This is a genomic window from Mesorhizobium sp. NFR06 (assembly GCF_900115245.1).
Taxonomy (GTDB): Bacteria; Pseudomonadota; Alphaproteobacteria; order Rhizobiales; family Rhizobiaceae; genus Mesorhizobium.
On the sequence record NZ_FOVT01000014.1, the window covers coordinates 169,288 to 183,318 of the forward strand.

General features: G+C 58.5%; 12 protein-coding genes and 2 pseudogenes. 7 read left to right on the forward strand and 7 right to left on the reverse strand.

Features of this window, described 5'->3' with window-relative positions:
* Window positions 1-1,256: 1,256 nt before the first annotated feature.
* Window positions 1,257-1,727, reverse strand: a complete 471-nt coding sequence (locus F3H96_RS22980; RefSeq protein WP_149803985.1) for a hypothetical protein — start codon at window positions 1,725-1,727, stop codon at window positions 1,257-1,259.
* Window positions 1,727-2,008, reverse strand: a complete 282-nt coding sequence (locus F3H96_RS22985; RefSeq protein ID WP_149803986.1) for a hypothetical protein — start codon at window positions 2,006-2,008, stop codon at window positions 1,727-1,729. Before F3H96_RS22985 ends, F3H96_RS22980 begins: the two co-directional genes overlap by 1 nt.
* Before the next feature lie 352 nt (window positions 2,009-2,360).
* Between F3H96_RS22985 and F3H96_RS22990 the strand changes: the two genes are divergently transcribed.
* The 4 genes from F3H96_RS22990 (at window position 2,361) to F3H96_RS23005 (ending at window position 6,632) form a co-directional block, all read left to right on the forward strand.
* A complete protein-coding gene (locus F3H96_RS22990) occupies window positions 2,361-3,287 on the forward strand; it encodes an integrase family protein (protein ID WP_149803987.1) in 927 nt (308 codons plus the stop codon).
* A gap of 79 nt (window positions 3,288-3,366) precedes the next feature.
* Window positions 3,367-5,577, forward strand: coding sequence for a P-loop NTPase fold protein (locus tag F3H96_RS22995; RefSeq protein ID WP_149803988.1), 2,211 nt, complete (start codon window positions 3,367-3,369; stop codon window positions 5,575-5,577).
* A gap of 115 nt (window positions 5,578-5,692) precedes the next feature.
* Window positions 5,693-6,088, forward strand: a complete 396-nt coding sequence (locus F3H96_RS23000) for a hypothetical protein (RefSeq protein ID WP_149803989.1) — start codon at window positions 5,693-5,695, stop codon at window positions 6,086-6,088.
* 13 nt (window positions 6,089-6,101) lie between these two features.
* Window positions 6,102-6,632 carry a hypothetical protein gene (locus F3H96_RS23005; RefSeq protein WP_244620112.1) on the forward strand — a complete coding sequence of 177 codons (531 nt, stop codon included), beginning with the start codon at window positions 6,102-6,104 and terminating at the stop codon, window positions 6,630-6,632.
* On the opposite strand, the gene F3H96_RS23010 is transcribed toward F3H96_RS23005, so the two are convergent.
* From F3H96_RS23010 to F3H96_RS23020, 3 genes are all read right to left on the reverse strand, one after another.
* Window positions 6,584-6,877: a hypothetical protein gene (locus tag F3H96_RS23010; protein ID WP_149803991.1), complete on the reverse strand. Its 294-nt coding sequence runs from the start codon at window positions 6,875-6,877 to the stop codon at window positions 6,584-6,586. The genes F3H96_RS23005 and F3H96_RS23010 overlap by 49 nt on opposite strands.
* 793 nt (window positions 6,878-7,670) lie before the next feature.
* Window positions 7,671-8,156, reverse strand: a complete 486-nt coding sequence (locus F3H96_RS23015) for a helix-turn-helix transcriptional regulator (protein WP_280177787.1) — start codon at window positions 8,154-8,156, stop codon at window positions 7,671-7,673.
* A 153-nt stretch (window positions 8,157-8,309) separates the two neighbouring features.
* Window positions 8,310-9,197, reverse strand: a complete 888-nt coding sequence (locus F3H96_RS23020; protein WP_244620114.1) for a hypothetical protein — start codon at window positions 9,195-9,197, stop codon at window positions 8,310-8,312.
* A 364-nt stretch (window positions 9,198-9,561) separates the two neighbouring features.
* Between F3H96_RS23020 and F3H96_RS23025 the strand changes: the two genes are divergently transcribed.
* The 3 genes from F3H96_RS23025 to F3H96_RS23035 all read left to right on the forward strand — a co-directional run bounded on the left by F3H96_RS23025 (window position 9,562) and on the right by F3H96_RS23035 (window position 11,898).
* Window positions 9,562-9,942, forward strand: coding sequence for a transposase (locus tag F3H96_RS23025; RefSeq protein WP_244620115.1), 381 nt, complete (start codon window positions 9,562-9,564; stop codon window positions 9,940-9,942).
* Window positions 9,939-10,295 carry an IS66 family insertion sequence element accessory protein TnpB gene (gene tnpB / locus F3H96_RS23030; RefSeq protein WP_149803993.1) on the forward strand — a complete coding sequence of 119 codons (357 nt, stop codon included), beginning with the start codon at window positions 9,939-9,941 and terminating at the stop codon, window positions 10,293-10,295. Before F3H96_RS23025 ends, tnpB begins: the two co-directional genes overlap by 4 nt.
* 70 nt (window positions 10,296-10,365) lie before the next feature.
* Complete coding sequence (locus F3H96_RS23035; RefSeq protein ID WP_149803994.1) at window positions 10,366-11,898, forward strand: IS66 family transposase; 1,533 nt, start codon at window positions 10,366-10,368, stop codon at window positions 11,896-11,898.
* Between the two features lie 1,333 nt (window positions 11,899-13,231).
* Here F3H96_RS23035 and F3H96_RS31250 read toward each other — a convergent pair.
* Both F3H96_RS31250 and F3H96_RS31645 read right to left on the reverse strand, forming a co-directional pair.
* A pseudogene (locus F3H96_RS31250) lies at window positions 13,232-13,417 on the reverse strand (IS110 family transposase); the annotation flags it as partial.
* A gap of 146 nt (window positions 13,418-13,563) precedes the next feature.
* Window positions 13,564-14,031, reverse strand: a pseudogene (locus tag F3H96_RS31645) (hypothetical protein); the annotation flags it as partial.

Here is a 14,031-nt window from a genome sequence, read left to right on the forward strand (position 1 = left end):
CGCTCAGTATGAGGACAGCCGGCCATTCTCGAGCGACCTGATGCTCAACAACATCCCCAAAGAGATGGGACTTGCCAACCCCGGCCTCCCCATTGACGAGCAAGCGGCGACTGTTTGCAATCTGCCAACGATCGCTCTTCAAGGCTTCAGCAATGTCCTCAAGCACATCGGACAGGCGGCGTAGGCTGCTTGCTGCGTATTGAACGTTGTCGCGCCCCTTCGCATTGGAACGCTCATGGTCCCACAGCACGTGCTCACAGTTCGCACTTTCCTTCCGCATTGCCCTTGCGGCGCCCAGAATTTCCGCGATGGGAAAGATGTAGTCGGGATCCGCTGACGTTCCTGCCAGAATACGAAGGAAGTCGCGCATCGTCGCGGCAAGCTGATCGGTCGCGATGGGCTGCAAGCCCTTCTCATCGAGCCGCTTGAGTGCCTCTACGGATCGATATCCAAATTCGTTGACCTTGCCAGACCAGGCTTCCAGTTCTTCCACCATCGCAGGGTCGCGGCAAAAGCCCTGCATGGTCCGACGAATGGGCAGCTCGATGTTGGTCTCTGGGACGTAACGAGCTCCGAGGCCTTCTCTGGCTTCGGCAAATCTCTCTCTGAACCAATCCGGCGTGAGAACCGTCGCATCGAACCAGAACGCCAATCGGCCCGCGTACTGAGGCGCTCTGCGGCTCAACCGTTCGGTCAGGGAGTTGGCTGCCCAAAGTTCAATTTCAAGCGATCGGGATGCCTGTTTCGCTTCGCGTTTCCAGCGCTGCACCCACCTTTCCCATCGTTGCAGTTCCGTTTGCTGGCTGGCAATTCGGGAGTCCCTGAGGTCGAATGGAAGCCCCACGATGAAACGGTTCAGCTTCGGATGCTTTTCCAACGCCTGCTTGATAGACTTATTGAGCTGTCCGAGTTGCGAACTACCCAACTCAAAAAAGTACTTCGCCTGCCAGCCTGTCTCAGTGCCGTCGCTGTTGCGCAAGAAGCATTCTACGCCCCCATCGGCTCCGATTCCTTTGCGATAAAAGATGGCCCCCGGCTCACGTGGCTCAAGGGATGCCAGCTGACAAAGCAGCTCTTCAAATCCTTTGTCTTGACCACCGCCATGGGAGCGAATCTGTCTAAAATCTATTTGGTTCCGCATCTTCGGAGCTTAACTTATTGTTACAAAATGAACTACAAATGGATGACAAACAGGTAATGGCAGGGCTGGGAGAATACGGATCGGGGCGTCCATCGTCGACCGTACTGAGTGCTAATCAGAGAACCGGCGTAAGTTCCTTTTCACGGTTCGTCCCCGATTCATCGTCCCATACAAGCTTAATGTGAGCCCGATTGGGCGACTGCATATGCCTCGAAACGATTAATTCGACCGACTGATGCTGTTCAAGAATCGGCACCGGAAATTTCCGGCCGATGTCGCTGCTCATAAACAACTCTTCGCCATCCAGGATTTCAATACGGACATTGCGCGCCGTACCTCGGCCGCGATTGAATACCTTCAATCGTTCGCCTTTGCCGATGGCTATGAAATTTGCCGAGATATCCGCCTTCCGCAATGACTCGTTCTCAAGCGACTCCTTTTCGATGAGCAACTGGTTGAGCCGTTCATTCGTCTCAATGAACTCATTTTGACGTTTGTTGAAATCGAAAGTCTTTTTCATCGACCAGGCCGATAAGCCTAGCGCCAACAAGGCAACGATATCGCCGAGGTCGATCTGGAGGCCCATCAGCGAACCTTGATGAACTTCGAACCTTGGAACGCCTTTTTGAGGCCGGCCTTAAAGTCCTTCGTAATATCGTTGATAATTTCTCTCGACATTTCATCAACACTAGCCGAGACCACCTCACCATTCTCGTGGATCAGCTCCTCCTTCGTGAAAGTACGATCACACGAGGGGCAACGGATCGAGTTGACGTTGTGGTCTGAGCCTTCGAACTCAAACTGGGTGTTGCCGCACGTAGGGCACAGCAGGGTAACCGAGCGCGCATATTTGTCTGGACTGATCATGATCATCTCCTTGATTCAGGGTACTTTAACATCGAATCGAGGTGTTCGTCCCGCTCCTGAACGCCCGAAAATTCGCAGCAGCGGGTCCTGGCGAGCGCCCTGGTTACACGAATGTTACATGACCGCTGTTTTTACCGCGATCCAATCGTGTAAACCACTGAAATTCATGGTGCTGTTGAGAAGGATTGAACTTCCGACCTCGTCATTACCAAGGCGATCTGGCTAATATTCTCATAATAGTAAAATATATAATCATTTGTTATTGCGTCATTTTTTTGACGTTACGCATCACTCTATATTGTACTTCTCATGTAACATTTGCTATAAAACGGTTACATGGAAGTGACATGAAATGCCCAAGATATTTTTGACTGACGATGTTGTTTTCGATGCGATTTGCCCGGCTGACAAGGACCAGGAACTCTATTGGGACTACGCGGTAGCCGCCAAGGGCCAAATCCGCAATGGCTCCATTGCCGGCCTTGGGCTGCGCGTCACGGCGCCGGGCCACAAATCCTTCGTTCAGTTGAACGGCAAGCGCTGCCGCAAGGTTCTCGGCTCAACCGTAGTCCTCAGCGTGGCGTCCGCCCGTCTGGCGGTGATCCAGCGCGAGCAGGAGCTCAGCCTCGGTAAGGACCCCGACATCGACCGCGTCGATCCCTCCATCGAAGTGCTCCCAGAAGTCGACCACCTGGAGGGCTTTGCCAAGCGCGATATGGCGCTGACCAAGGCGCGGTTGGTGACGGCCAACGACCAAATGCTGGAACTCTGCAATTTCAGGGGGATCCTGTTCCTGACGATGGCCCGGCCAAGCGACCTGGCAAAAGCCGAATTTGAACATTTCGAACTAGAGACGCTCGTCTGGCATAAGCACAACACCAAGGGCATCAAGCTTTCGCGATCACTTTACGAGTACGCCTACCGCTCAGTGCCGATCCACTCCCGGGTTGCCGCGATGGTGCGGGCCCAGCGCCAACGCTGGCCTGACAGCAAATTGCTGTTCCCCTCCCATACCGACCAGAGCCAGCCCCGCGACAACTTCCGAAAGAGCCTGGACCGATTCAAGGCCCTCCCCGGCGTGCCGAAGCATTTCCAGCTGTACGACCTCAAACGGATCGCGATCTCGCTGATGCTCACCGGCCAAGGCGTCTCGCACGAGGCCATATCCCACTACGTCGATCACAAAGGAAACCTTGAAACCACGATGATCTACGATCTTGGTTTGGTTGACCCGTTACGCCCAGTTACCGAGCGACTTGGTGCCCTGCTCGGCATTTAACCGGCGCTTCAATACACTAGCCACTTTGACGCACAATGAAGTAAACTGAATATCTTTGAAATATTTGGAAATACGGCCCATGGCACCTAAAGAAAACGATGCAGTACGAGGCGATCGCCCCTTGGGCGAAGGCGACCAGGATAAACTTGGCTACCGCGAAGTAGCAAAGCGCATCGCCACATCCTTGGTCGACCGGACATCAGAGGACGGATTGGTAGTCGGGCTTGAAGGAGAATGGGGGTCTGGAAAGTCGAGTTTGCTGTTTTTGGTCGGGGACGAACTCAGCAAACTACCTCCCGCGGCGAAGCCGACGGTCATCCACTTCCGGCCTTGGCTGATTGGCAAAAGAGACGCCCTTATTACCAGCCTTTTTGCCGAGCTCTCCAACCAGTTGGATCAGGTCACCCTTGCGGCCGGGGACGCGACGCGGATTTCAGTCACAAAGGCTAGAAAAGCTGGCAAAGCATTACGAAGCTTTATGTCCGCGTTGAGCAAAACGGGGGGAATAGTTGAATTGGCAGGGGATGTCGCCGGGGTCGGCGCGGTCAAATTGGCCGGAAAGGGCCTGAAAGCCGCCGGCGAAATGGCCACAGGAACCCAAGCGTCCCCCCAGTTGGCGGATCTCAAGGATCAGCTTGTCAAATCGTTGCGCGAGCTCGGCCACCGTTTCGTAGTCACCATCGACGACGTGGATCGACTGGAGCCAGGCGAAATTCTGGAAATCCTTCGCCTAGTGAGGTCGGTCGTCGATCTCCCAAACGTAATCTATCTACTCTGCTACGACAGTGAGGTGTTGGCGCATAGCATTAAGGCAGCCGCTAGCGTCCAGAATGGTCGGGCTTTCCTTGAGAAGATCATTCAGCTCACGGTAATGGTGCCCAGGCCGGAAGCTTTCCAATTGCGCCAGTGGTTTGCTGAGGCATTGCAGGAAATTGGCACGGCAAAGAATGAGGACGAGCGCGAGCGGCTTCGCCAGGTCATCGATCAGGAGGGCGGCCGGCGATTGCGAACCCCCAGGTCTGTAGTTCGGGCACTGGATTCAATTCGCTTCTTTTGGCCGCCTCTCCTGGAAATTGACGCCGATTTGGCGGACCTGGTCTGGCTGCAGCTGATCAAAGACGGCAACACGGCGCTGTATCGATGGATCGAAGAATACTGTGGCACGGCGGCGGCTCTGTCATTGGGAACAGCTCGGGTGGAGGAGGCGGAGAAAAGCCAGCAACTGGCTGCACTTGACGCTGCAGCCGGCGAACACATATTCGACGACCATCTCTACCGGCATTCTTTCTCGGCACAACTTGCTGGGGTTACGCCGAACTTCTCGCAAAGCGGACCTGCATTCCAGCTTTTCGAGAGGGTCGATGAACGAACGAGAGATGAGGCAATCCAAAGCCGGCGTCTGGCGAGCCCCGACCACTACAGGCTGTACTTTGCGATGGCCGCCCCCTCGCACGCCCTGACGCAGAGCGATTTCGACACCCTGCGGGACGCGCTGGCAGCTGGGCCGGATCAAACGGCGGCCGTGCTCTTAACGCTCCTGCGCCAAAATGCGGTCGGTACACTTACAAAAGCTGACTTGATGATCGAGCGGTTAAAAGGCGGCGCCTACGAATTGCTCGACGGGAAGCAGTGTCGAAACCTCTTGAGGGCTTTGTCAAACAGTATGGACGACGCCTTCCGTCTTCGCCCCTTCGACGGGTTTGTTTTCAGTTCCCTTTGGGACAGGACGCTGCCACTCGTAAGCTTGCTTTTGGCGCGGCTAAGACCGGCTCAACGCGATATCGCAACCCGCGACGTGTTCGCAAAGGGGGCTGCAATCGGGTGGCTTACGTTTGTGTTTCGACATGAGATCTTTGCCCATGGCCGGTTCGGAGACCGGGGTCGTCACAACAGCGATTGGGTGCTGGCCACTGAGGCGCAGCTGGACGATGTGATCCGCATCATGGTCTCGCGCTATAAGGCAATGACCCTAAAAGAAATTCAGCAATCCCCTCGCCCGTTAAGCCTTCTCTTCGCATGGCAACAAGCCGGCGATGAGGATGGCCCCCGGCGGTTGTTGGGTGATCACAGCAAATTGGATGAGGGGCTTCTAGAAACCTTAGAGGAGCTCACGTCGCAGATCAACACGAGCAATAGAGGTATCGTCACCGTTCTGGCTCGACAAAATATCGAGCCGTTTCTTGATTACGACGAGGCAGAAAAGCGCGTAAAGGAGCTGGCGAAGAAACCTAAATTCAAGGGGAAAGCTACTAGGATCATGAAGCTTATCGACGAGGGGAAGCAATTCTGAAACGCCTTTTGGTTGAAGCCCTTTGTCAGATCAGTGCTTGACGTCATTTTTCGGCCGTGACGCAATGAACCGGCGCCGACCTCTCGGCCCCCTCCCGTCAAAGAAAGTCAGGTCTATGGAAGCCCTTCAGGCGATCGTGCTGTCGAGCGCGCAACTGCGCGATATGTTGACCGAGGCCGCAAGGCTAGGCGCAGCGCCGGCCGTCCGGGAACTCCGTGCGGACCTCCACCAGGCACCGGAAGAAGCCACATTACAGAAGCTTCGTAGCTACCTGGCCGACCCTGCTTCCCGTCCCAACCCGCATGAGCATTGGGCGGACAGCGGAGTCATTCGCCGGATACAGACCACAAGCTCGGGCAAGCGAAAGTCCACGGCTTGGTTCATGAAATTCCAAAGGGAAACTGGATTGACCGGATGCGCCACCCGCCAAAGTCCTGCCTACGGCCGGCGACGGGAATGGACGTTTGCGGACATCAAGCTGGCATGGGATGCTTACTACCGAAGACGCTAGGGGGGTGGTAGACGTGGCGATTGGGGAAGACAAGTATCCGGGCGAGTTGGCATCGCCCCAGCAAATTCACGAGCTTGCAGAAGAATATCGAAAGGCTGCACATCACCTTCTAGAACTCGGCCGACCCGGCAAACCCCTTAGCCGAGCGCCGTTCAGGCTGTCAGCAATTCACGCGATCGAACTCTATCTAACCGCGCTGCTGCTCCATCGCGGTCACAATCCCAACCAAATCCGCAAACTGCAGCACGATCTGTCGGCGCGGACAGAACAGGCCTTGGAGGCAGGCCTTCGTCTTCGCGCAAAAACGGCAAGCCATCTTCGGTCCCTCAGTCAAAACCGAGAATATCTCGTAACCCGCTACGGCCCCGAGCTCGTCGAAAACGTCTCGCAGGTCAACCGCCTCACCGCCACCCTTGATCAGGTGGCGGCAAAGGTCTCGGTATTGATCGCACAGTCGCCCAAGCGGCTGGTAAAACCAGCTGCAGCCGGAGAGGTTCAAGGTCGAGACTTAGCTGCCTCTTCGTCTGCGGCGCCCGCCAGTTGAGCGACATGTGGCATGAGAATTACATCAACGAGGTACGCGGCGTAGTCCAGTGAGATCGGCAGCATGGATGCGGTGATTTCGTTGTCGACATAACTCTCGGCATCCCAATAGCTTCGAGTCAGCTCCTCATTGGCAGGCTCCATCCGGCCAATAATCCTTTCGAACGCTGCATTGGCGGCATTGATCAGCACAGTACGGTCGGTCCCAGTGACTGGCAGGGACGCAATAACGGCATGGGAATCCATGAGAGGATCATCCTGCTTGGAGTGGCGTTCGTGACATCAGCCTGTCGGTCGCCATCCGACGGTGGTTCTTATTGTGGTGGCCTATCAAGGCGCCAGGCGCCACCTTATGCTCACATGCGCACAGGCAGAATACGCGGGATTTTCGCGGATGCAATTCAAAGCAGCAGGATTGCACCGGTATGCGAGCTCACACGCGCCTCTCAGCCACCTCCAACGGACGACGAGGCGATAGTGGCAGCCATGGAAAAACACGGCAAGGACGCTACCGTACCTCGGTCGCCTATTGTGCCCTGGAAGTGTCTGGCAATGGCGAAAATCCCGAATACCGGCTCTGGTTCGATCTGTTTCTGAGGCTCTCCAAAAAGGATCATGTCGGATGGGCTTAGCTCAACCAGCGAAAATGGCCTCCCAGCAGTTCTATGACCTGGCGGAAGAGCACCGCAAGGTGGCAACCCTGCTCCTCAACTCGACTGACCAGGCAGCGTGCTCAAGCGGTTGGCCTGGCGTCGCCATGATCATGGCCCCACTCCCATGAAGACTGAACATCCCGACGCCGGCGCTCTTTTTGAAGCCGATTAGCTGCCGTCGCTGAGTCTCTCTCTTGACGTTACCAGGGCGCAATTTTCCGACATGCTGCCGCGCTTCGAGGCGAAACGATTCAGGGATTTTCACTTCACGTAGAGGAAAAGGAGAGAGGCAACAGATGGCCGGTGCGAAGCTGGGGCATGGGAACTGCCCTGCTTTGAATACCCGCTGACGAACCCGCGTCTTGCTACGAAACCGCCGCAGGCGTCTAACAACCAGTCTGGCGGGCAGCAGACGTGGGTTCGTCGCTCGCCTTGGTGTTCGTTTCCGCATCGAGAGTTGCCAATTCCTCCCCCAATGCGGCGATTACAGCCGCTACGCGAGCACGCACCCGTGGAGGAAGCTGCATCAGCCCCTCGATCAGGCGCCGGCCTTCAGCACTGGCGATAAATTCGATGCGCTGGTCGACCGGCAGAGGCAGAACCACGCGGGTGGTCTCGTTGCCAGGTAAGCCTTCGAAGAAGCGACTGACTGGGACGCCAAGCGACGTAGCGATCTCGTAGAGCATGGATGCGCTCACCCGGTTCCTGCCGTTCTCATATTTCTGAAGCTGTTGGAAGCTGATGCCTACGGATCGGGCAAGCTGGGCTTGCGATGCGTCCGACTGGACGCGAACCATCGCGATTTGCCTGCCGACGTGCTGATCTGCGGGATGCGGGCTACACTCGGTTTCGGGCTTTGGCCATGCCTGAATGACGCGAGGGCGTGTTGACGCCACCAATGCTTTTCGCAATTGCATCACTCCCTTACAGAAGAAATTGGTCGCGGCAGGCTCCCCCTCGCGAGACTCGCCAAACCTTTGGAATTGATACGGGAGCTGCCAAGTGCTTGAAACGGACTTGTGTATTCACCTTAGCTTTGTCTGACCACCGATCCGACCAATATCCTCCAGGACCAATCGGATTTGAGCCCAAGGAAACTCCGCATCGTCCTTCGACGGTTGCCCCTCCCTGAGTATGGCATCAAGTTTCGCTGCCACCCCGGCAAGGGAGATAGCCGGCGTTTCTGACAATGCTTCAAGGAACGCCTCCGCCCGATCAGCGGCCTGACTCTCAGCGCGCAACGTGGCGGAATACCCAATCGTCCGGTCAGAGGCGTCCCAGCGCGCCTGATGAGCCGCCAAATCGGCCTCTGCCTTCGCTCCGACCGCCACGTCTACAGAACCGACGCAGATCACATCGCGAACCGCCTCAAGGGAGTGTAGCGTAACGGTCCTACCCTCGGACAATTTGATCATCACGTTAGGAAAACCGACTGTCTCTACCAGCTTCCGTTCCAAACGCTGCTGCTCACGGCTTAAACGTTCAGTCTCTTCCTGAGCAGCTTGCCATTCGCGCCAGGCTGCTACCGCAGGGTCAGCAGGTTGGTCTCTTTCTAGATCGTTACGGGCAAGGGCTTCCGCCTGCGATCCAACCATTTGAGCCGTTGGTGCGCGAAATAGTTCGCTGCGGGTGACGAAAGACAAAGGCGTGCTATTGTCGGAATCAGCCATGATCCGAGCTCTCAACAGCTTGGGTGTGGTCAGGTCGATCAGAGTGTTCGCGCACTCCGGTCGACCGCTGCACGTGCCCCGCAATTGCATTGCACGTGCTTTCTTATGCATCTTTTTGGAACCAAGTGCAAGCCGCATGGCGAAAACGACGAAGAAGCCTTTCACGACGCGTTTGGATCCGTCTGTGCTAGCGATGGCTGAGCACCTTGCAGCGGTCGAACGTCGCTCGGTGACGTCTGTCATAGAGCTCGCATTAATCGAGTATGCCGACCGTCGCGGTCTAAAGCCGGAAGATGTCGATAACGCTCAGTAGGAGGGGCAAGCCCTGCTGATCGATAGCTTTTCCAACACGATCGGCTTCGAGCCGCAGTGTAGGTATAGCCAATGCTCCACGCTGCGAAATTCTTCCGGAGCGCCTTTGCTACGCACCCTAGCCACCGCGTTGAACGCCTTACGTTGCGCTTTTTGAGTAAGCGGTGTTTCGGGGCCACCTTTCGGGAGTGATCGCGATCTGTGAGGTTGCCGATCCTGTATTGGGATCGGAGATAGGCTTGTGTCTGGACTTGACCTTACGCTTGACCCGGAGCGGCAACCCCGGCGTTTCGAGGTGATCAACGGCGCTGGCGGCCGGCGTCGCTGGTCGATGGATGACAAGGCGCGGATCGTCGCGGAGACGCTGGAACCGAACGCAATCATTTCCGAAGTCGCGCGGCGTTACGGTCTAAGGCCACAGCAGGTGTTCGCCTGGCGGCGCGAAGCGCGCAAACAGGCCGCTTCGGCGCAGCAGGAATCCCCGACCTTCGTGCCGGCGGTGGTGACGCCTCCGGAGCCCGCGCCGCCGCGTCGAGCAGGGCCGCGGCGGCGGAAGATAGCCCCCGACGCTGGCGTGATCGAGATCGAGATCGACGGCATCACAATGCGGGTTGGCCGCGGCGCCGACGCCAAGACGGTTGCGGCGGTGATCCGTGCGCTGAAGGCAACGTCGTGATCGGACCGACAGGCACCGTCAAGGTCATGGTGGCGACGAAGCCGGTCGACTTCCGCAAGGGAGCGGAGGGGTTGGCTGCGTTGGTGCGCGAGACGATGGGCGCGGACCCGTTCAGCGGCGCAGTCTATGTCTTCCGCGCGAAACGAACGGATCGGATCAAGCTGATCTTCTGGGACGGCACCGGCGTCTGCCTCTATGCGAAGCGTCTGGAGGATGGCGAGTTCCGCTGGCCGAAAGTGCAGGATGGCGTGATGCGGCTGACGGCCGCTCAGTTGTCGGCGCTGCTTGAAGGGCTTGATTGGCGGCGTGTTCATGAAGCCCGCCGGACGCTCGCTCCGGCGCAGGCGGGTTGATCCGCGACCAAGTGAATCAGCCTCGATTCCGCTGTCGCCTGGTACCCGACGAATATGGTCTCATTCGGTCATGGCGATGACGGCGGACCAGCTTCCCGACGATCCGGATGTGCTGAAGGCGATGGTCCTGGCGCGCGATGTCGAGAATGCTCGCCTGACCCAGATCATTAAGGAATTGCAGCGTCATCGCTTCGGCCGCCGCGCCGAGAGCCTGCCCGAAGATCAACTGCTCCTTGGCCTCGAGGAGGCCGAGCAGATCGAGGCGGCCGGCGAGGAAGAGGCCGAACGCGCCGATCCGGCCACGCACAGGGAGCGCACCGCTAAGCGGCGGGCGAACCGGGGCGCGCTGCCGCCGCATCTGCCGCGCATCGAGATGGTCGTCGACATCGAGGACCATGCCTGCCCATGCTGCCGCAACGGACTTCATCGGGTCGGCGAAGACGTCAGCGAACGGCTCGACATCGTGCCGGCGCAGTTGCACGTGATTGTCGTGCGCCGGCCCAAATATGCCTGTCGTGCCTGCGAGGACGTGGTCGTGCAGGCTCCGGCGCCCGCCCGGCTGATCGAAGGTGGTCTGCCGACCGAGGCGACGGTGGCCCAGGTTCTGGTCTCCAAATATGCCGATCACCTGCCGCTCTATCGCCAGGCGCAGATCTACACCCGGCAGGGCATCAATCTGGACCGCTCCACGCTCGCCGACTGGGTCGGCCGCGCCGCCTGGCATCTGCGTCCAGTCCACGAGCGGCTGCTGGAGAAGCTGAAAGCCTCACCAAAACTCTTTGCCGACGAGACCACAGCGCCGGTGCTCGACCCCGGCCGCGGCAAGACCAAAACCGGGCAGCTCTGGGCTTACGCCCGCGACGACCGGCCGTGGGGCGGGAACGACCCACCGGGCGTCGCCTATGTCTATGCGCCGGACCGAAAGGCCGAGCGGCCGATTGCCCATCTGGCGGGCTTTGCCGGAATCCTGCAGGTAGACGGCTATGGCGGCTATCGCGTGCTCGCCGAGAAGAACGGCGCAACGCTCGCCTTCTGCTGGGCACACGTTCGCAGGCGCTTCTACGAACTCGCCGCGGCCGGCCCAGCGCCGATCGCCAGCGAGGCGCTCCGGCGCATCGCCGAACTCTATCGCGTCGAAGACGAAATCCGCGGCCAGACTGCGGATGCACGCCATGCCGTGCGCCAAGAAAGAAGCCAGCCGATCCTGGCCGAGCTCGAGCCGTGGATGCGCCAGAAGCTCGGCCTGATCAGTCAGAAGACCAAGCTCGCCGAGGCGATCCGCTATACGCTGTCACGCTGGGAGGGGCTCACGCGCTTCATCGACGACGGCCGCATCGAGATCGACAGCAATACCGTCGAGCGTTCGATCCGCCCCATTGCCCTCAACCGCAAGAACGCACTCTTCGCAGGCTCCGACGGCGGAGCCGAGCATTGGGCCGTCATCGCTTCTCTGATCGAAACCTGCAAGCTGAACGACGTCGAACCGCTCGGCTACCTCGCCGATGTGCTCACCAGGATCGTCAACGGCCACTCCAACAGCCAGATCGACGATCTCCTGCCTTGGGCCTACATCCGCGCTCCTGAGTTCAAGGCCGTGGCCTGAGAACACCGCTTACCTTTTTGAGACTGAACATACGATCAGTAGTCCATGTTGGCATGCCGTTGCCTTCGAACTCCCAACAACGAATGAATAGCCCCAAACCTTCCTCACCAGCGGCCATCGCCGGAGCGTAGCTCTTGAGCGAACGCGCATCGAACGACGGATCGATGCCGGCATCCATTATCCGATGGCGAAAAGGAGACAGAGCCGACCGGTCCAGAGCGACTTACCAAGGTATTGCAGCGATGTGCACCGAATTTGGATCCGAGGTCGAGCCTGCGCTCGGCCGCCTTCCTACGGCCGACGCTGGCGACGTCGGCTTTCAGGGCCGCGGAGAAGACCGCTGCGGCAGCCATGCCGACCGTCGATCGCTAGTCGCCGCAAGTCAGGTCGACGAGATCCTTAACGTTGAATATCCACCAGTTCAGATGCCTGCCGACCAGAGGTCCCCAGGGACACGCGTCCTCTTCAGAGAACTGGGTTTTCTGTCGAGCATCTCGCTGTCGTTTCTGACCATACCCCTTCCCGGCCCCCGCCTCCTCAGCTGCCGGGCCTAAACCGGCGCACGTTGCATTAAGTCACGGATATAGCTAAGAAATCACTGTTGAAGCAACGTGCCGTGAACATTCACACGTTGCAAAATCACCTCCTAACTTATTGAAAAACAACTGCCCAACCGCAGCGCAATGTGCGCCCTTTTATCCTGCCATCTTAATCGGTTGTGTTTGCGGTGATCTTTTCGACATCGTCGTTCCTCTCCTTTGGTGCGGTAATATACGAATTTATTCTCTTCGCTGCGACGCCGCGTTCTGACGTCAAGTTCCGATGCGCCGTGCAGTCTTCCGCACTCTGCGACGGGGTCTACCGGCTGCATGAAAGCAGCACTGGAACCGTCGTGGTGCATTTTTTCATCGGACTGACAGAGCATCGTCACGGCAATCCGGCGCGGTCCGGCCGTTTCGCGATCAGCGCGGCCGCAGGCAGTGTCTGGCCCGCCCCGTCTGCAAGCGGAATGTTTTGAGTGGAACAACCGGTCTGCACCAATGTATCCGGCCTCGACGCTTCAGGCGTCCTGCCAAGATGGAGATTCGCGCGCCCGGCTCCTAACAAGATACACGACCTCGAAAGGGCCGCTGCCTGCCGACAGGTTTGCCGAACGCCGATCAACCGTTGGGCCATCTCTAGATACATCCTCCCGCAGACTTCATGCGGCCGAGCAGTTGCCGGCACGCGCCCGCTCGACAGACTCGTTACCCTCTGGAGGCCATCACGGCTTCGTAGGGGCGCTGGTTTGACATCACGGCCCAGGCGATCCGCGCCAGCGCGAGGCAAACTCACGAGCGAGGTGATGAGCGCTGCAGCACGCCTCCATGCCAATGATGCAGCGCGGTTGCTTTTCGACGAATGCAGCAAGGGATGGCCGGAGCATCCGACGAGGCAGCACTACCGCTCCTTCGCGGTCGAGGCCGACTAGGCTGCAGAGCGTCTTTCCAAGATCGATTCCGAGAACGGCGATATTCATCTTCCTTACTCCTTTTGACATGGACTGACAGTCTGTCCGGAACCGGAGGGGCGGCCATCTCATAAGATAACGTGCGCTCCGTCGTCCCTGCTCTGCATCGGTCCGCATCCGCCGGAGCGGATTACGCTTGTATCAGATGGCGCCCGTCAGGGCGCAGGCGCCGTGCGTTTAACTGTCGGCCTTCTGCTCATTGATACGCTCCCAAAAGCTTGCGGGCCTTGTAGTACGCGCGCCGGCCGGCGCCCGCCTTGGCTTGCCGCCGGATCGCCGACGCAAGATGTGCCGTCGCTCCAGAGCGCGTGCATGATCACCGCCAGCTTGCGCGCCACCGTCACGCAGGCCATGCGGTCACAGGAGCGCTTGGCGATCGTCTGGCCCCAGCTCTTGACCTTGTCGGAGCCCTTGAAGCGCGTCATCAGCCCCGACGCCGCCTCGTAGCGCGCGCACCGCACGTCGGCGTCGCCGGCCTTCGAGATGCGGCCCTGGACATTGATTGAGGTGCCGGACTGCCAGCGCCGCGCGACCAGAGCTGATCCTCCTCCGGTCCGGTGGAAAAGATCGAGAGCGCATAGCCATTCTCGGAGGCCGCAAGCGTCATCCCCTCGATAAGCGGG